The sequence below is a fragment of the Caballeronia sp. GAWG1-1 genome (assembly GCF_023631465.1).
Taxonomy (GTDB): domain Bacteria; phylum Pseudomonadota; class Gammaproteobacteria; order Burkholderiales; family Burkholderiaceae; genus Caballeronia.
The window spans coordinates 221,977-248,035 of the sequence record NZ_JALQDB010000034.1 but is presented as its reverse complement, the minus strand read 5'-3'; the positions used below and the strand labels follow the sequence as shown (position 1 = coordinate 248,035).

20 protein-coding genes are annotated in these 26,059 nt (G+C 60.4%); 16 read left to right on the top strand and 4 right to left on the bottom strand.

From position 1 onward, the window contains the following. The first annotated feature begins 12 nt into the window (after positions 1–12). Both NCT03_RS24410 and NCT03_RS24405 read left to right on the top strand, forming a co-directional pair. The gene (locus NCT03_RS24410) at positions 13–672 is read left to right on the top strand and encodes a glutathione S-transferase family protein (protein WP_250494227.1); all 660 of its coding nucleotides are present in this window, start codon (positions 13–15) and stop codon (positions 670–672) included. Between the two features lie 23 nt (positions 673–695). After that, on the top strand, positions 696–1,406 hold the full coding sequence (locus NCT03_RS24405) for a DUF899 family protein (protein ID WP_250494226.1): 711 nt from the start codon (positions 696–698) through the stop codon (positions 1,404–1,406). Positions 1,407–1,485: 79 nt separating this feature from the next. Here the strand turns inward: NCT03_RS24405 and NCT03_RS24400 are convergent, their stop codons facing one another. Then, on the bottom strand, positions 1,486–2,625 hold the full coding sequence (locus NCT03_RS24400) for an acyltransferase family protein (RefSeq protein ID WP_250494225.1): 1,140 nt from the start codon (positions 2,623–2,625) through the stop codon (positions 1,486–1,488). A gap of 62 nt (positions 2,626–2,687) precedes the next feature. On the opposite strand from NCT03_RS24400, the gene NCT03_RS24395 reads away from it, so the two are divergent. Both NCT03_RS24395 and NCT03_RS24390 read left to right on the top strand, forming a co-directional pair. After that, positions 2,688–4,004, top strand: a complete 1,317-nt coding sequence (locus NCT03_RS24395; protein WP_250494224.1) for an acyltransferase family protein — start codon at positions 2,688–2,690, stop codon at positions 4,002–4,004. 416 nt (positions 4,005–4,420) lie between these two features. Then, positions 4,421–5,278 (top strand): DUF6566 family protein, encoded by an 858-nt coding sequence (locus NCT03_RS24390; RefSeq protein WP_250494223.1) that lies wholly within the window; start codon positions 4,421–4,423, stop codon positions 5,276–5,278. Positions 5,279–5,335: 57 nt separating this feature from the next. On the opposite strand, the gene NCT03_RS24385 is transcribed toward NCT03_RS24390, so the two are convergent. Next, on the bottom strand, positions 5,336–6,841 hold the full coding sequence (locus NCT03_RS24385; RefSeq protein WP_250468656.1) for a mannose-1-phosphate guanylyltransferase/mannose-6-phosphate isomerase: 1,506 nt from the start codon (positions 6,839–6,841) through the stop codon (positions 5,336–5,338). A gap of 384 nt (positions 6,842–7,225) precedes the next feature. Between NCT03_RS24385 and NCT03_RS24380 the strand changes: the two genes are divergently transcribed. From NCT03_RS24380 to NCT03_RS24335, 10 genes are read left to right on the top strand one after another with little or no spacing between them, the layout of a single operon-like run. Next, complete coding sequence (locus NCT03_RS24380; protein WP_244829975.1) at positions 7,226–8,617, top strand: undecaprenyl-phosphate glucose phosphotransferase; 1,392 nt, start codon at positions 7,226–7,228, stop codon at positions 8,615–8,617. A 56-nt stretch (positions 8,618–8,673) separates the two neighbouring features. After that, positions 8,674–10,071, top strand: a complete 1,398-nt coding sequence (locus NCT03_RS24375) for a UDP-glucose dehydrogenase family protein (RefSeq protein WP_250494222.1) — start codon at positions 8,674–8,676, stop codon at positions 10,069–10,071. Between the two features lie 9 nt (positions 10,072–10,080). After that, positions 10,081–10,524, top strand: a complete 444-nt coding sequence (locus NCT03_RS24370; RefSeq protein ID WP_250494221.1) for a low molecular weight protein-tyrosine-phosphatase — start codon at positions 10,081–10,083, stop codon at positions 10,522–10,524. After that, positions 10,503–11,699 (top strand): polysaccharide biosynthesis/export family protein, encoded by a 1,197-nt coding sequence (locus NCT03_RS24365; RefSeq protein WP_250494220.1) that lies wholly within the window; start codon positions 10,503–10,505, stop codon positions 11,697–11,699. The genes NCT03_RS24370 and NCT03_RS24365 overlap by 22 nt, the downstream gene beginning before the upstream one ends. A gap of 31 nt (positions 11,700–11,730) precedes the next feature. Further along, complete coding sequence (locus tag NCT03_RS24360) at positions 11,731–13,962, top strand: polysaccharide biosynthesis tyrosine autokinase (RefSeq protein WP_404989410.1); 2,232 nt, start codon at positions 11,731–11,733, stop codon at positions 13,960–13,962. 29 nt (positions 13,963–13,991) lie between these two features. Then, complete coding sequence (locus NCT03_RS24355; protein ID WP_250494261.1) at positions 13,992–14,963, top strand: glycosyltransferase family 2 protein; 972 nt, start codon at positions 13,992–13,994, stop codon at positions 14,961–14,963. Next, positions 14,960–16,087, top strand: coding sequence for a glycosyltransferase (locus NCT03_RS24350; protein WP_250494219.1), 1,128 nt, complete (start codon positions 14,960–14,962; stop codon positions 16,085–16,087). The genes NCT03_RS24355 and NCT03_RS24350 overlap by 4 nt, the downstream gene beginning before the upstream one ends. Before the next feature lie 4 nt (positions 16,088–16,091). Beyond that, positions 16,092–17,606 (top strand): glucose-6-phosphate isomerase, encoded by a 1,515-nt coding sequence (locus tag NCT03_RS24345; protein WP_250494218.1) that lies wholly within the window; start codon positions 16,092–16,094, stop codon positions 17,604–17,606. After that, on the top strand, positions 17,603–18,781 hold the full coding sequence (locus tag NCT03_RS24340) for a glycosyltransferase family 4 protein (RefSeq protein WP_250494217.1): 1,179 nt from the start codon (positions 17,603–17,605) through the stop codon (positions 18,779–18,781). Before NCT03_RS24345 ends, NCT03_RS24340 begins: the two co-directional genes overlap by 4 nt. A gap of 60 nt (positions 18,782–18,841) precedes the next feature. Next, the gene (locus NCT03_RS24335) at positions 18,842–20,008 is read left to right on the top strand and encodes a glycosyltransferase family 4 protein (RefSeq protein WP_250494216.1); all 1,167 of its coding nucleotides are present in this window, start codon (positions 18,842–18,844) and stop codon (positions 20,006–20,008) included. A gap of 63 nt (positions 20,009–20,071) precedes the next feature. Here NCT03_RS24335 and NCT03_RS24330 read toward each other — a convergent pair whose 3' ends face one another. Continuing rightward, positions 20,072–20,989 (bottom strand): GDP-mannose 4,6-dehydratase, encoded by a 918-nt coding sequence (locus NCT03_RS24330; protein WP_250494215.1) that lies wholly within the window; start codon positions 20,987–20,989, stop codon positions 20,072–20,074. A gap of 6 nt (positions 20,990–20,995) precedes the next feature. Next, positions 20,996–22,039, bottom strand: a complete 1,044-nt coding sequence (gene gmd, locus NCT03_RS24325) for a GDP-mannose 4,6-dehydratase (protein ID WP_250494214.1) — start codon at positions 22,037–22,039, stop codon at positions 20,996–20,998. A gap of 280 nt (positions 22,040–22,319) precedes the next feature. Between gmd and NCT03_RS24320 the strand changes: the two genes are divergently transcribed. Both NCT03_RS24320 and NCT03_RS24315 read left to right on the top strand, forming a co-directional pair. Beyond that, complete coding sequence (locus NCT03_RS24320; protein WP_502800412.1) at positions 22,320–24,515, top strand: NHL repeat-containing protein; 2,196 nt, start codon at positions 22,320–22,322, stop codon at positions 24,513–24,515. Between the two features lie 15 nt (positions 24,516–24,530). Next, positions 24,531–26,042 (top strand): oligosaccharide flippase family protein, encoded by a 1,512-nt coding sequence (locus NCT03_RS24315; protein WP_250494213.1) that lies wholly within the window; start codon positions 24,531–24,533, stop codon positions 26,040–26,042. Positions 26,043–26,059: the final 17 nt, after the last annotated feature.

The following is a 26,059-nucleotide window of genomic DNA, read 5'->3' as shown; positions in this document are numbered from 1 at the left end:
GGAGGTTTGTCGATGAGTCTGATTCTGTACGCGCATCCGTTTTCCTCGTATTGTCAGAAGGTGCTGACCGCGCTGTACGAGAACGCGACGCCGTTCGAATGGCGCGCGCTTTCGCCGCAAACGCCCGAGGCGATGCGGGAACTGACGGAGTTGTGGCCGATAAAGCGCTTTCCCGTGCTCGTCGACAACGGCCGTTCCGTGATCGAGGCAAGCGTGATCATCGAGTATCTCGGGTTGTTTCATCCCGGCCCGGTGCGCTTGATTCCGGAAGATCCGCGCGCCGCACTGGAAGTGCGCTTTCTCGACCGCTTCTTTGACAACTACGTGTCCACGCCGCAGCAGAAGATCGTGTTCGATTGCATGCGCGCGGATGGCGAGCACGACCCGCACGGTGTCGCTGATGCCCGCGCGATGCTCGACACGTCCTACGCCTGGCTCGACCGCCTGATGGCCGCGCGCGAATGGGCGGCGGGCGATGCCTTCACTCTCGCCGATTGCGGCGCGGCGCCTTTTTTGTTTTACGCGGACTGGACGCATCGCATCGATGAGCGGTACGCGAACGTCGTCGCGTATCGAAAGCGTTTGCTCGCGCGGCCTTCGTTCGCGCGTGCGGTGGATGAAGCGCGGCCGTATCGCGCGTTCTTTCCGCCGGGCGCGCCGGATCGCGATTAAGCCTTCATGACAGGAGACGAAACATGAATACGCTCGTTCCCGCAGCAGAACTGGCTCAACGCGCCACCATGACTTTTCCGAACGAAAGCGCGGAGTATCGGCAGGCGCGTATTGCGTTGCTTGCCGAGGAAATCGAATTGAGGCGACATATCGAGCGGGTTGCGGAGATGCGGCGCGCGCTGCCGCCTGGCGGTATCGTCAAGGGCGATTATCACTTCGATGGCGAGCGCGGCGCGGTCGATATCGACGGGCTCTTCGGCGACAAGAACACGCTCGTCACGTATAGCTACATGTTCGGGCCGGAGCGCAAGCGGCCGTGCCCGATGTGTACGTCGCTGCTATCGGCGTGGGAAGGGGAGGCGGCGGACATTGGACAGCGCGTGGCGCTGGCGGTCATCGCGCGTTCGCCGCTCGAACGGCTGGTCGCGTTCAAGCAAGAGCGCGGCTGGCGCGATCTCGCCTTGTTCTCGGATACGAATGGCAATTTCAGCCGCGATTATCACGGCGTTTCGAAAGACGGCGGCGACGAACCGGCCATCAATGTCTTCACGCGGCGCGACGGCGTGATTCGCCATTTCTGGAGCGGCGAGATGGATTTCGCCACGGCCGATCCCGGCGAGGACCCGCGCGGCGCGCCCGATCCAATGCCGCTCTGGACCGTGCTCGACATGACGCCGGAAGGGCGCGGAACGGACTGGTATCCAAAGCTGGAGTATGGGGCGAAGAGTGAGTAAGGTGCTTAATGATCGCAATTGCAAGCACCTGCAATTACGCGTCAGCGACACGCCGCACACGGGCAATGGCGCATGCAAACTACTTCGGCCCCTGCGTGCCGAGCGCATCGCCATGCGTCATGCCAGGCTGCCGGCTTCTGCCCACCCGCGCCGCGAAGCGTTCCTTGATGCGCAGGAACGGCACTTCGACCAGAAAGTAGCTCAAACTCGCGGCGACGAGCGCACCGATTACGCAGTCCGGAAAGCCGAATGCAACCGGCGAATGCGGATGCATGAATAGCTGCTGCCATAAGTAAAGGCTGAACGAGATCGTGCCGACATAAACGAACGGCGCGGTACGCAGCAAGCGCGAGAACCAAAAGCCCTTTTGCGATACCAACACGATGATGACGAAGCCGACCATCGCGGCTTCGAGCGTCGTGCCATAGGTGGCGCGCCATAATCCGCCGAGTTTGTCCTGCACGGGAGGCACGACGAACATCAGAAGCGCGATCAGCACGCTGGGAATGACCGAGCCTAACGGCAGCGACGCGACCTTTTGCGCGAGACGGTCCTTATTCATCGCGACATAGCAGCCGATGAGAATTGGATCGATACCGGTATGCAGCATCATGCTGAGTTGCCCGCGAAGGCTCGGCGCCGCAAAATAAGTGGCTATTCTCACGAGTGGCACGAAGAAGATCAATCCGATGAGTACACGTTGATTGCCGCGCTTCAGGATGTAAAAGAGAAGCGGCGGCCAAAACCAGTAAAACTGCTCTTCGAGCGCGAGCGTCCAGAAGTGCCCGAGATACCAAGCGCCTTCGACGTGAGCCGCGTTCACGTTCGCAAGGCCCGCAACGCCGGCATAGTTCCAGAGATGCAATGCAGCCAAAGCAACCTGCCGATGATCGACATCGACGAGACCGGCAGCCGCTAGCGTCGACACGATCATGAGATAGATATAGAACGCGGGCCAGATGCGCAGCGCGCGCTTTGCGTAAAAAGGCATGAGGCGAATGGTGCCGGTTGCTTGCCACTCGGCTTGCAGAATGCCTGTAATCAAAAAACCGCTCAGCACGAAGAACATCAGCACGCCGAGCCTGCCATCCGATATTAGGCGCAGCGGCGCATAGACGCCTTTGAAACCGCCATCGCTCATATGCTGCGCGTGTCCGATGACGACCATCATCACCGCAATACAGCGCAAGCCTGTCAGCTCTTGCACATGCTTCTTCATCGATATTCCTCAAGGAAGTCATGATCGGCGGCTAGTCGTTTAGTCGCACGCGCTCGAGCTCGATGGTCGGTCTAAAAAATTGGCAAGAAATAGCGCGGCTTGTTAGGAAATATTTCCGGTGCACGGTAGCGGCAGCTTTAGCGGCTTCAGCCCAAGGCTCAAGCACACAAGAAAAGTACAAAGGGATTTTTTTATTTTTATCCCTTCTATTCTTAAGCTGCCACCTATCTACCAGACAAGATCGTGCAAAGATGAACAAGAAAATTCGCGGCTTCGACGGCCTGCGCGGCATCGCCGTGTTCCTGGTGTTTCTTCATCACAAGGCAATGGCCGAAGGAACCGGCTTGGGCCATCTGGGCGTATGGATATTTTTTGCGCTAAGCGGATTTTTGATCACCGACATATTGACGACACAGCGACGGTATATCGATGCAGGCACGAGTACGTTCGGCGCGGAGTTGAAACGCTTTCTGTATCGGCGGACGTTGCGCATTTTCCCGATCTACTATCTGCTGCTCGCCACGCTCGCGGTGCTGATGACCATGGGTTTCGCCGGCCCCGAGTTGGCGGGCGGCATGCCGTATCACTTCGCCTATTTGTCGAACTTCTGGATTGCGGATGTGCTGCACGCGTGGCCGGGCCGTTATTCGCACTTATGGAGCCTCTCGATCGAGGAGCAGTTTTATATCGTCTTCGCGCCGCTGTTGCTTGGTCTTCGGGCAGATTGGCACGGGCGCATATGCTGGCTAGTGATTGCGCTTGGCGTGGGTTCGCTCTTTACCATGAAGGCGCTGCACGAGTCACCGATTGCAATCTACACGCATCCGCTAACCAATTTTTGGTTGCTTGCGCTTGGCGGTATAGGAGCCGCGTTCGTCAAGCGCAGTCGCTTGCGCGCGCCGCTTTACGCGGTCGTCATTCTCTCTACGGTGATCGCGCTTTTGTGTTTTCAGGAACCCGAGTGGGAGCGCTTGGCCAATCCCTATTCATACACCGCGCTGTATGTTCTCTATGGCGCATGTATCGCAATGCTCGTTTGCGCGATAGCATGTAGCGCAAGCGGTCCGCTCTTGCGTGTGCTTGAGTGGGCGCCATTGGCGGCGCTAGGAAAGATTAGCTATGGATTTTATCTTTACCACGGCTTCATTCCCGACTTCTACAAGAGCGCGAGCCTCAAGGCGCTGTTTGGCGCGTCGGGTGTTCCATGGTGGGCGCGTGTTCTTTGCGTACTTGCGTCGTTTGCGCTGACCTGGATTTTGGCGCGGCTTTCGTGGCGTTTTATCGAAGCACCGATTTTACGGCTCAAGAATCGGCGCTTTATGCGGGTGTCAGTGCAAGGTCCGGCCAATGCCGAATTAAGCGGCGGGGAAGCACGCTGAAGCACTTGAGCACCAAGGTTTTTTTAGCGCTTCACAAAGATTATTTTTTGCGCTAAAGAATGCCGTCCTGCCGCGCTAGCCCATGCTTAAGGTCTTAGTGAAAAAACTGCTAAGTTTCGCTCAAAAAGTCTTGTGTTGTCATATTCGGACAAACCATAGTAATGGTATGCTTCCTGCACATATTCTTCATACACGAGCTGGACTACGCGTCGTGCGCCGGTTTGGTTAAATTGCTGCACCAAGAGCGAAAACCTTATCGGACGAATGCACCATTTTGTTGTTCGAGCAAACGTTTGCGAGTACCTCGAGATCCTTCGTTCGCGTGCTGACAAAGCCGGGGTTTGTGCTTCGTCGTCAGTGCTTGACCAGTACGCAGACCGATATCCGCAGCGCAGTCGACTGCATGGAGCAAAGCAATGTTTTTTAGCGAACTCAGCAATGAAGAGTGGGTATTGGTCTCCCAAATCATAGGAGAGAGCGAAGTCCGCGAGCATAGGCGCGGGCGTCCCAAAGCTCATCCACGCACAGTAGTCAATGCCGTGTTGTGGATTCTCACCACAGGCGAAACCTGGTCCAGATTGCCAAGCCATTACCCAACGGTTCCAACCTGCCGGCGCCGTTTCGTCGAATGGCAACTGAACGGCATTCTCATCGAGATCGTCAAGGTACTGGCGAACGCGGGCCGTTCTTTCGCCTATGTACCGCGTCAGCCGGTCACCGAAGCGGCGCCGCGTCCTGCGCCCGTGGCGTACGAATGTGACCGTCTGCGCGGTGTGTTTTGGCAGAACCCGGAGTCGTGGCAAACGCCGGGCGCCTTGCCGTTCAACAGTCTCGCGAGCACGCCAAGGCGTCTGCCGGAAGCGCGCGACGTGGCGCAAGCCAATGCGTCCGTGCTGACGGTCAGGCGCATGCGCGCATCGCGTCCCGCGCGGCCGTACGAGGCGCCGTTGCCCTTCGAACCGGCGTGTCCGCCTGTCGTCGATGCGCGCGGCTACAACATCTATCCCATCGCGCGGCCGGTGTCCGGCAACATGTTTCGCGGCTGGGCGGAAATCGTGAAAGACGGGCGGCGTATCGAGCGTTCCGGTTTGATCGGGCCGCGCTTCGCTTCGTCGGATGAAGCGCGCACGTATGCGCTCGAATGGGCGCGGCGCTGGATCGCGGCCGAAGCCACGCGCGGCGATACACCCGATGAAGTGGACATGGAGTCCGCTCAAGTCATGCAGCCTGAAGAGCGACCGGTCGAGCGCATGACGCTCGAGATGCGCGACTAAAAATGCGAACGCGCGGACCAGCTTCTCAAGGCTGGCCCGCGCGCTCTTGCTTAAAGCTTAATTTCTGCCGTAAGTATCTTCGAATCGCACGATATCGTCTTCGCCGAGATAAGTCCCCGACTGCACCTCGATGATTTCAAGCGGCATCTTCCCCGGATTTTCCAGCCTGTGTTGAATGCCGATAGGGATATACGTCGACTCGTTCTCGGCCAGAATGAACGTTTCCGTTCCCCGTGTGACGAGCGCCGTTCCCCGCACCACGACCCAATGCTCGGCGCGATGATGATGCATCTGCAATGAGAGGCGCGCGCCCGGTTTGACGACAATGCGCTTGACCTGGAAGCGGTCGCCCTGATCGACCGAATCGTAATGTCCCCACGGCCGGTGCACCTTGCGATGATCCGCCGCCTCCGTGCCGCGCTCGGACTTGATGCGCCCGACGATTGCCTTAACGTCTTGCGCGCAAGATTTATCGGCAACGAGGATTGCATCGGCCGTTTCGACCACCACGAGATTTTGCGTTCCCACGCACGCAATCAGCCGCCCTTCGGAATGCGCATAAGTCGATGAAGCGCCCTGGAACATCACGCGTCCGCGCGCGACATTCGAGGAATCGTCCTTAGGCAATATGTTCCAGATCGCATCCCATGAGCCGACATCGGACCAGCCTGCGTCGAGCGGCACGACAGCACCCGTGAAGGCCTCCGTGGCCCGTTCGCCCGCAAGTTGCTCCATCACCGCATAGTCGATCGAATCCGACGGCGACGCCGCGAACGAATCGCGATCCAGCCGGAAGAACTCGTCATCGTCGCTGCCGTTATCGAATGCCGCGACGCACGCTGCATGAATAGCCGGCTGATAGTGTTCGATAGCTGCAACCCAAGTCGATGCGCGCACGATGAAAATGCCGGCATTCCAGCCATATTCGCCCGATTCTAGATACTGACGCGCGAGTTCGAGATGCGGCTTTTCGACGAAGCGCTCCAGCTTCCACGCGCCGCACGGCAGAGCTTCACCGCTCTTGATGTAGCCGTAGCCCGTTTCCGCATGCGAAGGCACGACACTCAAGGTGACGATCGCCCCTTGCTCCGCGCATTGCGCGCCGGTCGCAATCGCTCGATGAAACTCGTCCTGATTTGCAACCACATGATCGGCGGGCATGACGACGAGCACTGCATCTTCGCCTGCGCGTAACGCATGAATGGCCGCTGCAGTCAGCGCGGGCGCCGTGTTGCGCGGCACGGGTTCGAGCACGAGCCGCGCGCGCCGGCCTTGGCCGCGCAGTTGTTCAGCCGTCGTGAAGCGATGCTCCTCATTGCACACAATGATGGCATCCGCCACGCGCAACGTCTTCTCCGCGGACACCGAGCCAAGACCATCGAGCCGATTGGCAGTGGCCTGCAGCAACGACTGCTCGCCAATGAGACCGATGAGCTGCTTGGGAAAATGTTCGCGCGACATTGGCCAAAGACGCGTGCCCGAACCACCTGCAAGGATCACGGGTTGAATGGCTAGGCGCGTGTCTGCGGCGACCGTGGCGAGCACGGTATCTGAAGCGTTCATGAAAAGCCTCCTGGCGTTGATCGCCTGATTCGGTAAGGCAATTTTTAGCACGCAGCAAAAGAGACGTTAAAACAAAAAAATCATGACGCGGCGCTGCATTTATTCGTTGAAAGCAACCGCGACTGTCATGCGTTCGAGTGCCCGAATATTTTTTGCTAAGCGAGCCGATGCCTGCAAAGCCCCGTCCAGCAAGGGGGTCTTGAGCAAATAATTCTAAAAAAATCAGGCTGAACACGCAGACATATTTTCGCGGTTGCGGCGCCTTAATTATTCCGATTCCATATGCCTGAACAGCGGATGGACAAGAGCACTCAAGCAATTTGCTGGCGACTCCATCCGCGACAAGACGAATATGCGGGCGATCTTTCTTCCAGGGGTAAAGCGATGCTGAGCGTGCTATCGAGAGTCGTCGACATTGCCATGGCGGTGCTGGGCGCAGCGCTCGGCGCGTCGCTCTATGCGGGCGCTTTCGTATGGGTCGACGACGTGGAAGGCACCATGCTCGCGTTTTCATGCGTGCTGATGGTGATGACGTTTCCGTCTCTCGGCATCTATCAATCATGGCGCGGCAAGCCGTTCTATGACCTGCTGCTGCGCGTGATCGCGGCGTGGATTCTGGTCGAAAGCGCGGGCGTGCTGCTCACCTTCAGCATTCATCGCGCGGAGTCGCTGTCGCGCTTGTGGCTGATTTACTGGGCTGCGTCGACCATCGGTTTGTTGATCGTCACCAAGACCGTGATTTATACGGCGCTCAGGTTTATCCGCCGCGAAGGCTTCAATCAGAAGACGGTGGCTATCGTCGGCTCGGCGCCTTATGCGAAGTTCCTGATTGGCCAGATGCGCAATCGTCCCGAAGCGGGCTTTAGCCCCGTGCTCGTCTTCGACTTGCAACTCGACGCAAACGATTCACCCATGCAAGGCGATGCCTTCAAGGGCGTGCCTATCGAACGCGATCTCGCGGAATTGACCAAGCGTGTGCGCGGCCGTGCGATTCGCGAACTATGGCTTGCCTTGCCGATTTCCGAAGAGCAGACCATTCACCGCCTCGTGAACGAGTTTCGCGACGACTTCGTGAACGTGCGCTTCATTCCGGATGTCCGCAGCCTCTCGTTCTTCAGCAACGCGGTGGTGGATTTGCTCGGCGTGCCCGCGATCAACCTGGCGGCATCGCCGATCACGGATGTGAAAGTGCTCCCCAAGCTCGTCTTCGATCGCGTCTTCGCCGCTCTGGTGCTACTTGGCATGGCGCCGTTGCTCGCGGTGATCGCGTTGATGGTGAAGCTCTCGTCGCCTGGACCGGTGTTTTTCAAGCAAAAGCGCAAGGGGATCGACGGATACGAGTTCGAGATCTACAAGTTTCGTTCGATGAAGGTACACACCGAAGCCAGCGGGCAAATAACGCAAGCGCGTCGCGGCGACAAGCGCGTGACGAAGGTCGGGGCGTTCCTGCGGCGCACGAGTCTGGATGAGCTTCCGCAGTTCATCAACGTGCTGCGCGGCGAGATGTCGGTGGTTGGGCCGCGGCCGCACGCGCTCGAACACGACGATATCTACAAGGACCTCGTCAAAGGCTACATGCATCGCTACCGCATCAAGCCGGGCATCACGGGGTGGGCGCAAGTGAACGGCTATCGCGGCGAGACGGATCGCATCGAAAAGATGTCGGGACGCGTGAAGCTGGATCTCTATTACATGCAGCACTGGACCTTCGGACTCGACATGAAGATCGTCGCGCTGACGCTGTGGAAGGGCTTTGCAGGCGCAAACGCGTATTGATCGGCGGACAAAGTAGTTAGCGATGCAACGATATTTTCACTACCTGGAGCAGGACCATGAAACTGACGATCATCGGCAGCGGCTACGTGGGGCTCGTAACCGGCGCATGCCTCGCGGACATCGGCAATGAAGTACTGTGTCTCGACGTCGATCGACGCAAGATCGCCATTCTGAACAGCGGCGGAATTCCGATCCACGAGCCGGGACTCAAGGAAGTGATCGATCGCAATCGCGAAGCCGGGCGGCTCTCGTTTTCGTCAAATGTGCAGCAGGCGGTCGAACATGGCGAGATGCTGTTTATCGCGGTGGGTACGCCATCCGACGAAGACGGCTCCGCCGATTTGCAATACGTGCTCGGCGCCGCGCGCGATATCGGCCGCTATATGAATGGCTTCAAGGTCGTCGTCGATAAGTCCACCGTTCCGGTTGGCACCGCTCGACGCGTGAAGGCTGCGATAGAAACCGAGTTGGCCGGACGCGGCGTCGATCACATGTTCTCGGTGGTCTCGAACCCCGAGTTCCTCAAGGAAGGCGCGGCGATAGAAGACTTCACGCGGCCCGACCGCATCGTGATTGGTTGCGACGACGACGTGCCCGGCGAGCGCGCCCGCGATCGCATGAAGCGCCTCTATGCGCCATTCAACCGCAATCACGAACGCACGCTCCACATGGACGTGCAGTCGGCGGAATTCACGAAGTATGCGGCCAACGCAATGCTCGCCACGCGCATCTCTTTCATGAACGAGCTCGCGAATTTCGCGGACCGTGTGGGCGCCGATATCGAAGCGGTGCGGCGCGGCATCGGTTCGGACCCGCGTATCGGTTATGACTTTCTCTATGCGGGCTGCGGCTATGGCGGTTCGTGCTTTCCGAAGGACGTGCGTTCGCTGATCCAGACCGCGACGGAATTCGGCCATGAGATGAGCATTCTCAAGGCGGTCTCGAACGTCAACGAGGCGCAGAAAGATACGCTCACGCGCAAGATCGTCGAACGTTTCGGCGACGATCTCACGGGACGCACCATCGCGCTTTGGGGCCTCGCGTTCAAGCCCAATACCGACGACATGCGCGATGCGCCGAGCCGCGTGCTGGCCGCTGCGTTGCTCGAACGCGGCGCATCCATCGTGGCTTACGATCCCGTCGCCGTGGATGAGGCGCGCCGCGTCTTTGCCATCGACCTGCACGACAAGCCCGATGCGCTCGGACGTCTCACGTATGCGAACAATCACAAGCAAGCGCTCGACGGCGCGGATGCACTCGTGATCGTCACCGAATGGAAAGTCTTCAAGAGCCCCGATTTCGACGCGATCAAGCGGCGTCTCAAGACACCCGTGATCTTCGATGGCCGCAATCTTTACGAGCCGGAAACCCTCCAGGAAATGGGCATCGAGTATCACGCGATCGGGCGCGGCGTGCGCCACGTCGAACGTGACGTGACGGCGAGCGTGGCCTAGAGCGCGCGCATGTTCGGAAGCGTATTGATCGTTTGTCACGCCAACATCTGCAGAAGCCCCGCCGCCGAAGCGCTCTTTCGTGCGCATCTCGCGCGGTGCGGTGGCCGTCCGATCGAGTTCCGTTCGGCGGGTCTCTATGCGCATGAAGGCGACGACATCGACCCGACCATGCAGCGTCTGCTCGCCGAACTCGGGCTGGATTCGTCGGGGCATCGCTCGCGCCGCTTCAATCGTCAAATGGCGCGCGATGCCGAATTGATCCTCGTGCCCGAGCGCAAACAGATCGATGCGATTTCACGACTCGCGCCCACGACGCGCGGCAAGGTGCATCTCTTAGGCAAGTGGGAAGACTCGGAGGTGACAGACCCGTATGGCGGCCATGAAGCCGCTTATCGGGAGAGTTTCGGACTCATCGAACGTCTGGTCCTTGGATGGCTAAACAAAATATGCTGATTTCGCGCTTGTCTAAGTACTCGATTTTGCTGACGACCTTTTTGTCGGCCTTTATTGCCGGATGTGCCGCCACACCGGGAAACTTCCTGAACACATCGCGTCTGCAGGACAATGACCCCACGCCGACCGCGACCTATCCCGTGCGTCTGATCACGGCGCAAGTCGTCGCAGAGGAAATGACCGCGCCAGAAGTCGCGCAACCCTTGCCGCCCGCGCGCTTCGCCGACGAATCGCAATACGTTTATCGCGTGGCGCCGCAGGACATTCTAGGCGTAACGCTCTGGGATCACCCCGAACTGACGACGCCGCAAGGCAGCACCCTGTCGATGGGCGGCAACACCACGCAAACCGTCGCGGGCGCGCTGGCGCAGCCTTATACGCAGGCTTTGCCGGGACAGGCCGATCCATACGGTCAGACGGTCTCCGCGGACGGCTACATCTTCTTTCCGTTCATCGGCAAGACGCGTGTGGCGGGCAAGACCGTCGGCGAGATTCGCGACGAACTTGCGGCCAAGCTCTCGCCGTATATCAAGAACCCGCAGCTCGATGTGCGCGTGCTGGCCTATCGCAGTCAAAAGATCGCGGTGACGGGCGAAGTGAAGACGCCGGGTCCGCTCGCCGTGAGCGATGTACCGCTCACGCTCGTCGATGCCATCACGCGTTCTGGCGGCACGACGACAGAAGCCGACCTGCAGCGCGTGCGCCTCACGCGCGGCGGCAAGCTCTATGTACTCGATGCAAACGGCATGCTCGATCGCGGCGATGTCTCGCAGAACGTCATGCTGCAATCGGGCGACATCCTCAACATCCCGGACCGCTACGACAGCCGCATCTTCGTGATGGGTGAAGTGAAGACGCCGATGCCGGTGAACATGGTGCGCGGCCGTGCATCGATTGCGGATGCGCTCACGCAAGCGGGCGGCGTGCTCGATACCGACGCCAACGTGCGCCAGATTTATGTCGTGCGCGGCGTGCGTGCGAATCCTTCGCAGCCGGATATCTATCGCCTGGACATGTCGCAACCGGATTCGCTCTTGCTGTCGACGCAGTTTCAGCTTCGTCCGCAAGACGTGGTCTATGTCGGAACGGCTGGCGCGGTGCAGTTCAATCGCCTGATCAATCAGGTGCTGCCGACGCTGCAGACGATCTTCTACCTGAAGCAACTGACGCGCTGAGCGTTTCAACCATACCCGTGGCGGGAGTCGAATCGTGGATATGCAAGCTCATCCTTATTTGCAAAAGCCGGACGAAGAGGACGTGGTCCTCGGCAATCTGATCCAGGCCGTGATCGACGATATCTGGTGGCTGATCGGCGTCGCTGCTTTCGTCATCGCGGCGGCGGCTGTGTACTGCTATCTCGCGCGGCCCATCTACTCCGCCGACGCGCACGTGCGCGTCGAGACCAACGACAACACGTCGCAAGCGCTGACGCAGACGCAGACGGGTCAGGCCATCAACAGCGGATCGAGCGCGCTGCCGACGGATGCGGAAATAGAGATCATCAAGAGCCGTGGCGTGGTCGCGCCGGTGGTCGATCAATGCAAGCTGAACTTCGCGGTATCGCCCATGACGATGCCGTTTTTCGGCAGCATCGCGGCGCGGTTCGCGACGCCCGGCCAGCCCGCGAAACCTTGGTTCGGCATGACGAAATACGCATGGGGCGGCGAGGTGATCGACGTCGATTCCGTCGATGTCGAGCCGCGCTACGAAGGCAAGGACCTGATCCTCACCGCACTCGGCGATGAACGTTTTTCGCTCGTCGATCCGGACGGTCATGCGCTCTTGCAAGGCAGGGCCGGCGCAAGCGCAAGCGGCAATGGCGTGACGCTGCTGGTGACGAAGCTCGTGGCGCGCCCCGGCACGCAGTTCAAGGTAATGCGCGCGAACGACCTGAGCGCCATCGGCGCGTTTCAATCGGGTATCACGGTGACGGAGCAAGGCAAGCAAACCGGCGTGATTCAGATATCGCTCGAAAATCAGAATCCGGACAAGGCGGCGGAAATCGCCAATGCGCTTGCGCAGTCTTATCTGCGTCAGCATATCGAGAGTAAGCAGGCCGACGCCAGCAAGATGCTCGAATTCCTGCGCAGCGAAGAGCCGCGTCTGAAGTCCGATCTTCAGCGCGCGGAAGCGGCTTTGACCGAGTATCAAAGACAGGCGGGCGTCATCAACGCAAGCGACGAAGCCAAGGTCTATCTCGAAGGCAGCATCAACTATGAAGCGCAGATTTCCGCGCTACGTTTGCAGATTTCGTCGCTCGAGCAGCGTTACGGTAACGCGCATCCCGCGTTGCAGACCGCGCGCGATCAGCTCTCGCAACTCGAAGTGCAACGCGAACGTTATGCATCGCGTTTTCGCGATCTGCCGCAATCCGAAGTGAAGGCGGTCGCCTTGCAGCGCGATGCAAAAGTGGCCGAAGACATCTACGTGCTCCTGCTCAATCGTGTGCAGGAATTGTCCGTGCAGCGCGCGGGAACGGGCGGCAACGTGCATATCGTGGATGCCGCGCTGCGTCCGGGCGATCCGGTCAAGCCGAAGAAAGTACTCATCATGTCGGCGGCCGTGATTCTCGGCTTGATCCTCGGCACGGGTTTCGTGTTTGCGCGGCGCGCGATCTTCAAGGGCATCGACGATCCGGAAAGACTCGAACGTGTCGCTGCATTGCCTATCTTCGGCCTCGTGCCGCAAAGCGCGGAACAGATCAAGTTCGATACCGACGCGCGCCGCTATCAGAACCGTGGCGATCGTCTGCGCGAGACGCCGATCCTCGCGACCATGCGTCCGAACGATGTCACCGTCGAGATCATGCGCAGCCTGCGCACGTCGATTCAATTCGCGTTGATGGAATCGCGCAATCGCGTCGTCATGTTCACGGGGCCAGCAGCAGGCGTCGGCAAGAGCTTTCTGGCGGTGAATCTTGCCGTGCTGCTCGCGGCGACCGGCAAGAAAGTCTTGCTGATCGACGCCGACATGCGACGCGGCAAGCTCGAACGTTCCTTCGACGGCGAACGCGTGCCGGGTCTTGCCGAGTTGCTTGCGGGGAACATCGGGCTCGAAGAAGCGATACGCACGACGCGCATTCCATCGCTCGGGTTTCTTGCCGCAGGCAAGCGTCCGGAGAATCCTTCGGAGCTATTGATGTCGCCGCGTCTTCAGCAGTATCTCGATGGCCTGAGCCGCGCGTACGACGCAATCATCGTCGATACGCCGCCGGTGCTCGCAGTCACGGATGCGCTGATCGTCGGCAAGCTCGCGGGCGCCAACTTCCTCGTGCTGCGCTCCGGCGCACATAACGAAGCGGAGATCAGCGAAGCCACGCGCCGTTTGCGCACGGCGGGCATCGCGGTGCAGGGCGCGATTCTCAATGGCACGCCATTGCGGGCACGCGGCTACGGGCGCTCGCATTACGCGAGCACGGAAGAATATTTGAGCGCATGAAGTCGATTCGAGAGGAACGAGCCATGACTCTGAAAGTTTCCGTGGTGGTGCCGACTTATCGGCGCCCGGCGGACCTTAAGCGCTGTCTTGCCGCATTGCGCGCGCAGACGCATTTGCCCGATGAAGTGCTGGTCATTGCGCGTCCGGAAGACGATGCGACCGCGCGACGTCTCGCGATCGAGATGAAAAGCGCGAACGGCTTTACGTTGCGCGTGATCGATACCGGCGCGGGCGGCCAGGTCGCCGCACTCAATCGCGGGCTGGAGGCCGCGCAGGGCGACATCATCGCCATCACGGACGACGATGCGGCGCCGCGCCCCGACTGGACCGCGCGCATCGTCACGGCATTCGCGCGCGATACGCGGCTCGGCGCAATCGGCGGACGCGACTGGGTGCACGAGAAAGGCCGCGTGCTGGATGCGTCGCGCGAGGAGGTGGGCGTGATCCGGCGCACGGGGCGCATTGTCGGCAATCATCATCTCGGCGTGGGCGCGGCGCGCCGTGTACGCATGCTGAAGGGCGCGAACATGAGCTATCGGCGCGTGGCCGTGGCGATGCTGCGCTTCGATACGCGTTTGCGCGGCGCGGGCGCGCAAGTGCATAACGACATGGCGTTCAGCATGAGCGTGGAGCGCGCGGGATGGCATGTGATGTACGACCCGCTGATCGCGGTGGATCACTTCCCGGCAGAACGTTTCGACGATGACCGCCGCGACGCGCAAACGCTCAACGCATTAAAGGACGCGGCCTACAACTTCCATCTGATCCTGAGCGAACAACTGGCATCGTTCAATCGCGAGGTCGCGTGGCTTTGGTATGCGTTGATCGGTACGCGCGTGTATCCGGGTGCGCTGCACGCGCTTGCTGCCGCGCGTTTCGGATTGCCGCGCGCATGGCAACGCTGGCGCGCGGTCCGACGAGGCGCATATGAAGCGCGCCGCGATGCACGACATTCGCGCGATGACGCCACGCAATCCATTCATGCCGCGAGGACGCTATGACTCACGTGCACGTGCATCTCTTTCATGGCGCGGACCCACGGCACTACCGTTCCGGCGACAAGATCGGCTGCCTCTACGGCTATCACCATGCCGAATCGCCGGAGTTCGTGCTTTCCTATTCACGCGATGCCGCCGAAGGTAAGCCGATGCGCATCTTGCGGCGCGCGCTGAAGGCGATCGTAGGGTTCGACTTCATTCATACGTGGCGCAATCGCGATGACATCTTGTCCTCGGATGTCGTATGGACGCATACGGAGCACGAGCATCTTTCGGTCGCGCTGTTGCTGCTTCTCAAAGGCCGGCGCAAGGAATCGCCAGGCTCGCCGCTCTTGCTCGCGCAGTCGATCTGGTTGCTCGACAAGTGGGGGGGTTATGGCGCGTTACGTCGCTGGGTGTATCGCAAGCTGATCGACCGGGCCGATATTCTCACCACGCATTCCAGCGTGAATGCAGCGCTGGTGCGCGAATACTTCGACCGTGAAGCGACCCAAGTCTTCTATGGTTTGAACATGCAGGACTTCACGGTGCAAGCGCCGCGCGAATGGACGCCGCACGCGCCGGTGCGCATCGGCGCAATTGGCAATGACCGTGACCGCGACTGGCCGACGCTTGCCGCCGCGTTTCGTAACGACGCGCGTTATGAAGTGCGAATTGCAACGCGTCGCCGGGTGCCGGCGGCCTTGCGCGCATCGAATGTTCATGTGGCGCCTGCAATCGGTCTCAAGGCCGCCCGCGAGGTCTACGATTGGGCCGACGTGATCGTCGTGCCATTGCGCGCGAATACGCATGCCTCGGGGCTGACGGTGCTGCTCGAAGCCATCGCGCTTGGCAAGCCCGTGATCGTCACCGATGTCGGTGGCCTGCGCGACTACTTCGGCGCAGGACATGTCGCCTATGTGCCCGCGCACGATTCCGCTGCCATGCGCCGCGCGCTCGATGACATGCGCTCGAACCCGGCGCTTGCGCTTCATCGCGCACAAGCGGCGCTGCGGCATTTCATCGAGCAGGACTACACCACGCGGGAATTCGCGCTGCAGCACGTGAGGATTACGCGCGAGGCGCTGCGTCCTTCGTTCGGACGCAACATGCATACGCGTTCACAACCGACGCACCGCACGAGTTGATGCGATGACCGCGCCCACGCTTCCTCATTCCCCACGCGCCCCACGCGATCTCGCCGGTCGCATCGGCAAGGTCGGCGAGGACTCGACGCACACGCGCAAGGGCGCACCGGAGTGGACCGCGCAAGCCATCGTCTGGGGCTTGACGACGCTGCTCGTGCTCGCCAAGCAAGGCACCGTGCTCACGCTCGCCTTCCCGTTGATGGCCACGCTTGCCGCGCTATGGCTCTACTTCAAGAGCCCTGCGCGTTATGTGGGCTTCATGTGGTGGGTCTGGTTTCTGAGCCCCGAAGTGCGGCGTCTCGCGGACTGGGGCAAGGGCGGCTTCACGCCGACGAGTCTCATTCAGATTGCGCCACTCGTCGTCACGATGATCTGCGGCATCACGCTCTTGCGGCAATATCGCGTGCTTGCGCAACGGCGCGGCCTGCCGGTGCTGCTGATGCTGCTCGGTATTGCGTATGCGTATCTCATCGGCGTGGCCGCGAGCGGGCCGATGGCCGCGACTTACGACCTCGCGAACTGGCTTTATCCGGTGCTGATCGGCTTTCACATTCTCGTGAATGCGCACGAGTATCCGAAGTATCGCAAGGTCATGCTCGATACGTTCGTGTGGGGCCTCTTCATCATGGGCGCATACGGCATCGTGCAATTCTTCGTCATGCCGCCGTGGGACGCCATGTGGATGATCGGCTCGCAGATGAACTCGCAAGGCGAACCGGTGCCGCTCGGCGTGCGTGTATTCAGCACGATGAACTCGTCAGGGCCGTTTGCGCTCGTGGTCATGGCCGCGCTGACCTTCGTGATGGCGGGCACGCAGCGCGTCAAATGGATCGCGGGCGGTCTCGGCTTCGTATCGTTCGGTCTTTCGCTCGTGCGCTCGGCGTGGGGCGGATGGATCATCTCGATGGTGTTGCAGCTCATCAAGGCAAGCAACCGCGTGCGCTTGCGGATACTGCTTGGCGCCATCGTGCTCGTCGGAATCTCGATCCCTTTGATGACCGTCGGCCCGATTGCCGACCGTCTGGGCACGCGTCTGCAGACCATGACCAACCTGAGCGACGACAGCAGCTACGCCGCACGCAACGAGTTCTATGCGAACTTCATGGTGACCGCTTTCACCGATGTCACCGGCGAAGGTTTTGGCGCTACCGGAACCTCGACGAAACTCGCGAGCGCAAACGGTGATCTTGGCAAATACGGCAGCTTCGATAGCGGCCTCATGAACGTGCCGTTCGTGCTCGGCTGGCCCGGAGGATTGATGTATGTCGCGGGCGTGGGCCTCTTGCTCGTGCGTGCGTTACGCGCTTCATTTTCCCTGCGCGACGACAAGTTCGCGCAAGCATGCCTGAGTCTTTCATTTTCGATGGTCGGCATTCTCGTGTTCGCGAACACCTTCGTCAGCACGGGCGGATCGTTGCTGTTCATGAGTCTCTTTTCGATCATCGCCGCGCGCCATCATGCCAAGCTCACGCGCCGGCGCGCCACGTTTTCTCCTTCCATCACGAGGTCAAGCCGATGAAGATCGCGATCGTCACGCACGTCGTGCGTCATAACGACGGCCAGGGGCGCGTCAACTACGAGATTGCACGCGCGGCGCTCGCGGAAGGGCATGACGTGACGCTGATTGCGTCGCATGTCGCGCCCGAACTGCTGCAAAACCCGCGATTGCGCTGGGTGCGCGTGACAGCGGGCCGCTATTGGCCGACGCGGCTGCTCAAACAACAGGTCTTCGCCATCAAGAGCGCCTGGTGGTTGCGCACGCACCGCGATGAATACGATGTCCTGCACGTGAATGGCTTCATCACGTGGGCAAGGGCCGACGTGAACACCGCGCACTTCGTCCATGGCGGCTGGACGCGTAGCCCGTATTATCCGTTTCGCTTGAGCGGAGGTGTCTGGTCGGCGTATCAGGTGATCTATAGCCGCATGAATGCGTGGCTCGAAGGATGGGCTTATCGACGCTCGCGTGTGATCGCGGCGGTATCGGAGAAAGTGGCCGAGGAGATACGCGCGGGCGGTATAGAGCGAAATCGTGTCGAAGTGGTTTATAACGGCGTGGACACGGCCGCGTTCTCGCATGCGAGCAAGAACCGCGCGATGTTCAGTCTCCCCGATGACGCATGCCTGTTGCTCTTCGTCGGCGACTTGCGCACGCCGCGTAAAAACCTTCAAACGGTGCTGCAAGCGCTGGTGGGTCTGCCGCGTAGCGTGCAGCTCGTCGTGGCGGGTTATCTGCCGGGCAGTCCTTATCCGGAGCAGGCGCGCATTCTCGGCATTGCGGACCGCGTGCATTTTCTCGGGCTCGTCAAGGACATGCCGACCTTGATGCATTCCGTCGATGTCTTCGTGTTTCCCTCGCGTTATGAAGCCATGAGTCTTTCGCTGCTCGAAGCGCTTGCAGCGGGTCTTCCCGTGGTGACGGCGCAAACGGCTGGTGGCGCGGAGATCATAGGCGACACGTGCGGCATCGTGCTCGACGATCCCGACGATGAACTGGCACTCGCACGCGCCATCGATACGTTGGCGCATTCGCCCGCACGTCGCGCCGAAATGGGCGAAGCGGCGACGCAACTCGCGACCAATTTCAACTGGGCGCGCATGGCGCGTCGTTACCTCGACCTTTATCGCAGCTTCGCGCAGCGTGAGCGTTCACCTGCCCCGCTTGCTGCAACCTCCGCGCAAACAGGCGTCTGACCGCTCAACCCGAGATTATCCCGAGCTTATCCCGAGACTAACCCGACCTTGGACCCACACATGAGCACGCACACTATCAAGTCCCTGCAAATCGGTATGCATTGGTTCCCCGAGCGCGCGGGCGGACTCGATCGCATGTATTACACGCTGGTCGGTGCGCTGCCCGCAGCGGGCGTCGAAGTGCGCGGCGTGGTCGCGGGCTCGCCTCGCGTGGCTGTCGATACGGGCGGCGCGATTCGCGGCTTCGGTCCCGCCGCGCAGTCGTTGCCGCGACGCCTGATGAATGCACGCAACGCATTGCGCGATACCTTGAAGAGTGAGCGTCCCGATGTCGTCTCCTCGCACTTCGCGCTTTATACGTTTCCTGGTCTCGATGTGACGCGCGGCATCGCGCAGGTATCGCATTTTCAGGGGCCTTGGGCGGATGAGAGTCATGTGGAAGGCGCAGACTCGTTCGGGCAGCGCGCGAAATTCATGCTGGAGCGGCGCGTGTATGCGCGTTCCTCGCGGCTGATCGTCTTGTCGGAAGCGTTCGGGCAGATTTTGAGCACGCGCTATGGCGTGCCGGAAGAGCGCATTCGCGTGGTGCCGGGCTGCGTGGACGTTGCGCAATTCGACCTTAAGATGACGCGCACCGAAGCGCGCAGGCGTCTGCAATTGCCAGTGGGAAGACCGATCGTGCTCGCGGTGCGGCGGCTCGTGCGGCGCATGGGACTCGAATCGCTGATCGACGCGATGACGCGCGTGAAAGCCAAGATCCCCGATGTGCTACTGCTGATCGCGGGCAAAGGCAGGCTTGCGGACGAGTTGCAGCAGCGTATCGATGCAGCGGGCTTGCAGGATAGCGTGCGCCTGCTCGGCTTCGTGCCCGATGAGCAGCTCGCCGCGCTTTATCGTTCCGCCGATGTGAGTATCGTGCCGACAGTCGCGCTGGAAGGCTTTGGCTTGATTACCGTGGAATCCCTGGCTTCGGGAACGCCGGTGCTGGTTACGCCGGTTGGTGGCTTGCCAGAAGCGGTACGTGGACTATCCGAGGACCTCGTGCTGGCATCGACCGGCGCGGATGCTATCGCCGATGGACTGATCGCCGCGTTCGATGGATCGCTCGATCTCCCGAACGAGGCGGATTGCAGGCGTTACGCGTGGGAACATTTCGATCGCGGCGTGATTGCGCGGCGCGTGGCTGCGGTTTATGAGGAAGCGATTGAAGCGGGACCGGTGCATTGAAAAACGATAAAGCGCTTCCGCGGATAACCGCCGAAGCGCTTTTAATCGACGCTCAAGCGCAAATCAGACCGCTACTCGCGCGCTCATATACTCGTACATCCACTCCAACGTGCGATCGATCGGTGTAGCCGGCACTTGCCCGATCACCCGCCGCAACTTGCGATTGGACCCGACGAGCCGCGCAATCTCATTGCGTCTCAAGAAACGCGGATCGACGAATACATCGATCTTGTAGCCGGCTATGCGCGCAAGCATTTCAAGCACCTCGCCAAGCGAATGACTACGCCCGGAGCAGATATTGAACGTCTCACCCGCAGGCGCCGCTTCGAGCAATTTCGCATAGGCGGCCACCACGTCCCGTACATCGGAGAAGTCGCGCGACACATTCAGATTGCCGAGCGAGATGCGCGCTTCATGCCGTGCGTAGTGCCCGACGATCTTCGGCAACACATAGTCTTCGCTTTGGCCCACGCCCGTATAGTTGAACGGCCGCACGAACAAGATCGGCAACCGGTCCATCCATAGCCGCGAAGCCTGTTCCATCGCGAGCTTGCTGACCGCATAGTCGTTGGCGGGCTTGATATCGACATCTTCATCGATCACTTCCACCGCTGCGTTGCCATACACATTGGCCGTGCTTGCAAGCAAGACCGCGCGCGGCTTGCGGTCGAGCGTGGCGAGCGCGGCAAGCAGGTTACGCGTGCCGACGATATTCACGAGATAAGTCGTGCTCGGCGTGTTGCCCGTGACATGCGCCGCGCCCGCCAGGTGCACGACGACATCGGGCCGCGCATCGGCGACGAATGACTTGAGGGCGTCAGCGTCGAGCAGATCGACGGGCAGGCCGACGACATTGGGGACATCGGCTTCCGGCGAAGCGGACGTGGTGCCCCAGACGTCGTAGCCTGCGTTCATCAAATGCGCCGCCATGTGGCGGCCCGTGAAGCCGGAGAGCCCGGTTATGAGTGCGCGACGAGGCATGGGCGTTCAGAAGGTAGGCTGCAATTCGTTACGCTTCAGGTCCGCTTCCACCATCATCTGGCAGAGCGCTTCGAGCGTGGTCGTGGGACGCCAGCCTAGCTTTTCGCGTGCCTTGTCCGCGCTGCCAATCAACAAATCCACTTCCGCCGGACGATAGAACTTCGGGTTCACGCGCACCAGCGTGCGTCCCGTCGATATGTCGATACCGCGTTCGCGCTCGCCTTTACCGGCCCATTCAAGTTGATAACCCGCTGCGGCAAATGCCATGCGCACGAAGTCGCGTACCGTCTCCGTGCGATTGGTGGCGAGCACATAAGTATCGGGCTCGCTCGCCTGCAGCATGCGCCACATGCCTTCCACGTATTCGGCGGCAAAGCCCCAGTCGCGCTTTGCGTCGAGATTGCCAAGCTCGAGCAACTCTTCCTTGCCGAGCTTTATTTTTGCAACCGTATCCGTTATCTTGCGCGTGACGAATTCACGGCCACGCAACGGCGATTCGTGATTGAACAAGATGCCGCTGCATCCGAAGATGTTGTACGACTCGCGATAATTGATCGTCGTCCAATGAGCGAACAGCTTGGCCACACCATATGGGCTACGCGGATAAAAGGGTGTCTCCTCCGATTGCGGAATCGCCTGCACCTTGCCGAACATCTCCGATGTCGATGCCTGGTAATAGCGGATCGTCGGATCGATCACGCGCACGGCTTCGAGCAGATTGAGTGCGCCTAAGCCCGTGACGCCCGCGGTCGTCGAAGGCTGATCGAAGGAGACGCCCACGAAGCTTTGCGCCGCGAGGTTATAGAGTTCGCTTGCTTCGGCGGATTCGAGCAGACGCAGGTTCGAACCGAGATCGGTCAGATCGTGCTCAACCAGCTTGAGCTTCGGATGCCGGTCTATACCGAGTTCCGCGATACGCCAGAAATTCACCGAGCTCGTGCGCCGATACGTACCGACCACTTCGTAACCCTTGTCGAGCAGCAGCTTGGCAAGATACGCGCCGTCCTGCCCCGATACTCCGGTGATGATCGCCTTGTTCTGCGTGGCCATGGTGTTACCTCTTCGGTGATGTCATGAGGCGATTCTAGGCAAAAGAAATCGGAAAAAAACTTTTAGCAATTTTTAATGAGCGCGCTATTCGGCGCTTAGGAAAAGACGTTTCTTAAGCCATGCGAACGCCATTTAGCAGACGAATATTTTTCGTTTTTTTAGCTTTATTTGGCCTCTAACCTGCAAAGCGTCGGACCGCGACTCTTCTCGTTGATGCGACCAGACGACGTCCCGATGCATCGAGCGCACCGGCGTGCACGCAGTTTTATCGGAGGCCCCGTTGCGGCGTAATTCGTTCTTCACTTCCGTTTGCAAGCTGATCTGTTTGCCGCTCGCGTGCGTGGCGGCTGGCGCATTCGCGACGCCGCCCGTGCTCGATGCAAAGACATCGTGGATAGGCAATACGTCGGGCTTTGGCGACGGCACATGGACGCAGATCAACATCACGGCGATTGCCGTTGCGCCCGATGGCCGCGTGTTCACCAATGCGCCGTGGGACGAAAGCGGCGCGGAAGCGAGCGTGTATCGCGATGGCCGCATGTCGAGTTACGCCGGCGGCACGCATGGATGGGGCGCTTCCGGCGGCAATGCCGTTGCAGTGAATTCGCGCTATGTATTTGTCGCCGTCGGCGTAGGTAACGAACGAGGCCGGCTCGTCAAGCAAGGCGTGTGGCCGCCTGGGGGCAAGCAGTGGTGGGGCGTATCGCGTCGCGATATCAACGACGTCAAGCGTCCCGTGCCTTTCGGTGCGAGTGCATTGGACGAAAAGGACCCGCGCGCCACGCTGGCGCGCAGCTTCCTCACGATCAACGAGTCGAACGACGCACGACAGGACGTAAGCGGTCTTGCTGCAAGCGAAACAAGGCTTTATGTGGCGAACACGGCGCTGAATCGCATCGAAGTCTATGACGCACAGTCGATGCAAAAAGAAGCGCAATGGAGCGCGCCGCAGCCGGGGAAAATCGCGCTGTCGGCGGATGGTTCCTTATGGGCGATCGTGGAGAGCAACGACGATCATCCGCGCATCGCGCATTACGCCGCATCGGGCGCGTTATTGGACGATGCGCCGCGCTTGAATGCCGATAGCAGCGCGGTGGATATCGCCATCGACAGAGAAGGGCGTCTGCTTGTAGCCGATAACGGGCCGCGTCAGCAAGTGTTGTTCTTTATACGCAAGGCGAATGCTTATCACGAAGCTGGCGCGTTGGGCGAGCGCGGCGGCATCTTCTCCGGCGTTGCGGGAACGCCGGGCCCGCGTCGCTTCAATGGCCTGACAGGCGTGGGTGTCGATGCCGCTGGCAACGTCTACGTGTCGACGAACGGAATAGGGCCACGCACGGGTTCGACGGGCGCCGGTCTTGGCGCGACGCTGGAAAGCTATGCCGCCAATGGCGCGTTGCGTTGGCAGACGCAAGGGCTTCTTTTCGTCGATGGCGCGTGGATCGATCCGGGCCGCCCCAATAGCGTCTTTACCGGCAACAAGCGGTTCGAGCTGGATCTGTCAAAGCCTGCGGGACAGGACTGGAAATACGCGGGCTTTCTGTCGGGCCGCTTCAAGTATCCCGACGATCCGGTGTTCCACGTCGATCAATGGCCGGGCATGCCTATCGCAAGAAAACTCGATGGCCGCGCGTTCCTGTATCTGACCGACATGTATGCGGATCACATGAAGATCTATCGCTTCGATGCGAAGCATGACGGCGAGCTGGCAATTCCCTCGGGCTTTATCGCGGGAAGACCACGCCCCGTGCAGAACGTGCCGAACCGCCCCGAAGGCGGCGAGTGGATTTGGCGCGATAGCAATGGCAACGGCCGCTTCGACGAAAGCGAATTCAAGCGTAATCCGGGCACTGCGCGCATGACGGGCGGCTGGGGCTGGTGGGTCGATATCAAAGGTGACATCTGGCGTACGAGCGACGTGAAGGGCATTTATCGCCTGCGCTATGGCGGCCTCGACAAGCAAGGCAATCCTGTCTACGACTACGAAAACATCGAGACGTATCCCGTTCCCGCGCCGTTCACCGAATTGCGCCGCGCGATCTACGACGCGGCAAGCGACACGCTCTATGTCACCGGTTATACAGCGGACGCGCCTTACGACAAGCGCTATTGGAAAGAGGTCGGCAAGCGCCTCGTGCGCTACGACCACTGGTCCGACGGCCCGCATCAACGCTATGCAATCGACTTGCCGTGGGATACGCAGAAGAAGCCGCTATCGACCGTGATTGGTGTGACCGTCGAAGGGCAATACGTGTTCGCGGTCGAGCCTGTTGGCGACGTGCACGTGTTCGACAAGGACTCCGGCAAAGAGGTAGGCGTAATCAAGCCGGGGGCGGAAGTCGGTCATGCGTCGGGCTGGGTGGACGTACCCAATGGCGTGAGCGCCTATAAGCGCGGCGATGGCGAGTACCTGGTGTTCGTCGAGGAAGACGCACGAGGCAAGGTGATGATGTACCGCTGGAAACCCGGCACATGAAGTCGCGAGGAACCGATGGAAAAGAGCATGGTCAGGAACGTCGGCATCAACTTCGTCGGGTTGATCCTGCCGACATTCGTATCGCTTGCAACGGTACCTGCCTATATCCACCTCGTAGGCGTGGAGCGTTATGGCGTGATCAGTCTCGTATGGACGCTGATCGGCTACTTCGGGATTCTCGATCTCGGCATGAGCATGGCCGCGCAACATCAGATAGCGAAAGCGCATGCGGCCGGGGATATGGCACAGCGCGCGCAGGTCTTCTGGAGCGCGGTGTGGCTCAACTTCGCGACGGGCGTGGCAGGCGGCCTCGCCATCTACTTCGGCGCGTTTCTCTATACGGCGTATGTGGCGCACTCCGCACCGGCCTTGCAGCATGAGGTTTATCGCGCGTTGCCGTTTCTCGCGCTCGCCATTCCCATTGCCAATGTGTCGTGGGTTTTTGCTGGCGCGATCAACGCGATGGAACGCTTCGGCATCTATAACGCCAATCAGACCTTCGGCACTTTCCTGTTCCAGTTGCTGCCGCTCGGTGCTGCGTGGTTCATCGCGGCCAATCTGCAAACGGTGCTAGCTGCCGCGGTCGTCGCGAGATTGCTTGCGGCCATTCTGCTTGGAAGAGCGAGTCTGAAGCTGCTGGCGATACGCCGCATCGATTGGCCGAAGCGTGCCGTTATGGGCGGGCTCTTTCGCTTCGGCGGCTGGATGCTGGTCTCAACGATGACCTCCATGCTCACCGATTCGCTCGATCGCGTTCTGCTCGGCGCGCATCTCGGCGCGCGTTTCGTCACGTATTACACGGTGCCGCAGAACCTCGTCACGCGTCTCAACATGCTGCCCAACGCGATGGTGCGCACGCTGTTTCCGCGCCTTTCATCGATCGATCGCAGCGACGCCGGCAAGATGGCCGCGACATCGCTCGAATTCCTCAATGGCGTGTTTACGCCGCTTGCGATCTTCGCGATGCTCGTGCTCGAACCGTTCCTGCATGTGTGGATCGGCGCTGACCTCGCCATCGCAAGCGCGCCGGTAGGCCGCATTCTCGTGATCGGCGTATGGCTCGTCGGTCAGGCGAGCGTCACGCGCATCCTCATTCAGTCGCAGATCAACCCCGCTTCGGCTGCACGTGCAGGACTCTTCCAGTTGCCGTTCTTCGTGGCGCTCCTATGGTTCGGCATTCAACGATACGGACCGGTTGGCGCCGCAAGCGTGGTTGCCCTGCGAGCGCTTGCGGACTATGCGGTGCTCTTGTGGCTGACCCGTGTGCGCGCAACCCCGATTGCGCTCGACATGCTTGCCCATCTCGCGTTTCTGCTCGCGGGGCTGGTGCTTGGCTATCTGATCGATGCCCTGGCGCATCCGCTCTATGCAATATCCGCAGCCGCCTTGCTCGCACTCGTCGATGCGGGATGGTCCGTGGTGACGCGGCCGGCCTTGCGTGCGCTTTTGCTTGCAGTGCTAAGCAAGGCCGGCGCGCGTTTTGGAAGGCGCAATCATTTACCGTTGAAGGCTAGGAGTGACGCATGAAAACAAATATCGAAGAC

Coding starts and splice junctions, on each gene's coding strand:
- NCT03_RS24395 (WP_250494224.1), top strand. CDS start 2,688: ATGGTCGGTCTAAAAAATTGGCAAGAAATAGCGCGGCTTGTTAGGAAA.
- gmd (WP_250494214.1), bottom strand. CDS start 22,039: ATGGCCACGCAGAACAAGGCGATCATCACCGGAGTATCGGGGCAGGAC.
- NCT03_RS24315 (WP_250494213.1), top strand. CDS start 24,531: ATGGAAAAGAGCATGGTCAGGAACGTCGGCATCAACTTCGTCGGGTTG.
- NCT03_RS24405 (WP_250494226.1), top strand. CDS start 696: ATGAATACGCTCGTTCCCGCAGCAGAACTGGCTCAACGCGCCACCATG.
- NCT03_RS24330 (WP_250494215.1), bottom strand. CDS start 20,989: ATGCCTCGTCGCGCACTCATAACCGGGCTCTCCGGCTTCACGGGCCGC.
- NCT03_RS24400 (WP_250494225.1), bottom strand. CDS start 2,625: ATGAAGAAGCATGTGCAAGAGCTGACAGGCTTGCGCTGTATTGCGGTG.
- NCT03_RS24410 (WP_250494227.1), top strand. CDS start 13: ATGAGTCTGATTCTGTACGCGCATCCGTTTTCCTCGTATTGTCAGAAG.
- NCT03_RS24350 (WP_250494219.1), top strand. CDS start 14,960: ATGACTCACGTGCACGTGCATCTCTTTCATGGCGCGGACCCACGGCAC.
- NCT03_RS24375 (WP_250494222.1), top strand. CDS start 8,674: ATGAAACTGACGATCATCGGCAGCGGCTACGTGGGGCTCGTAACCGGC.
- NCT03_RS24380 (WP_244829975.1), top strand. CDS start 7,226: ATGCTGAGCGTGCTATCGAGAGTCGTCGACATTGCCATGGCGGTGCTG.
- NCT03_RS24385 (WP_250468656.1), bottom strand. CDS start 6,841: ATGAACGCTTCAGATACCGTGCTCGCCACGGTCGCCGCAGACACGCGC.
- NCT03_RS24390 (WP_250494223.1), top strand. CDS start 4,421: ATGTTTTTTAGCGAACTCAGCAATGAAGAGTGGGTATTGGTCTCCCAA.
- NCT03_RS24335 (WP_250494216.1), top strand. CDS start 18,842: ATGAGCACGCACACTATCAAGTCCCTGCAAATCGGTATGCATTGGTTC.
- NCT03_RS24370 (WP_250494221.1), top strand. CDS start 10,081: ATGTTCGGAAGCGTATTGATCGTTTGTCACGCCAACATCTGCAGAAGC.
- NCT03_RS24365 (WP_250494220.1), top strand. CDS start 10,503: ATGGCTAAACAAAATATGCTGATTTCGCGCTTGTCTAAGTACTCGATT.
- NCT03_RS24345 (WP_250494218.1), top strand. CDS start 16,092: ATGACCGCGCCCACGCTTCCTCATTCCCCACGCGCCCCACGCGATCTC.
- NCT03_RS24340 (WP_250494217.1), top strand. CDS start 17,603: ATGAAGATCGCGATCGTCACGCACGTCGTGCGTCATAACGACGGCCAG.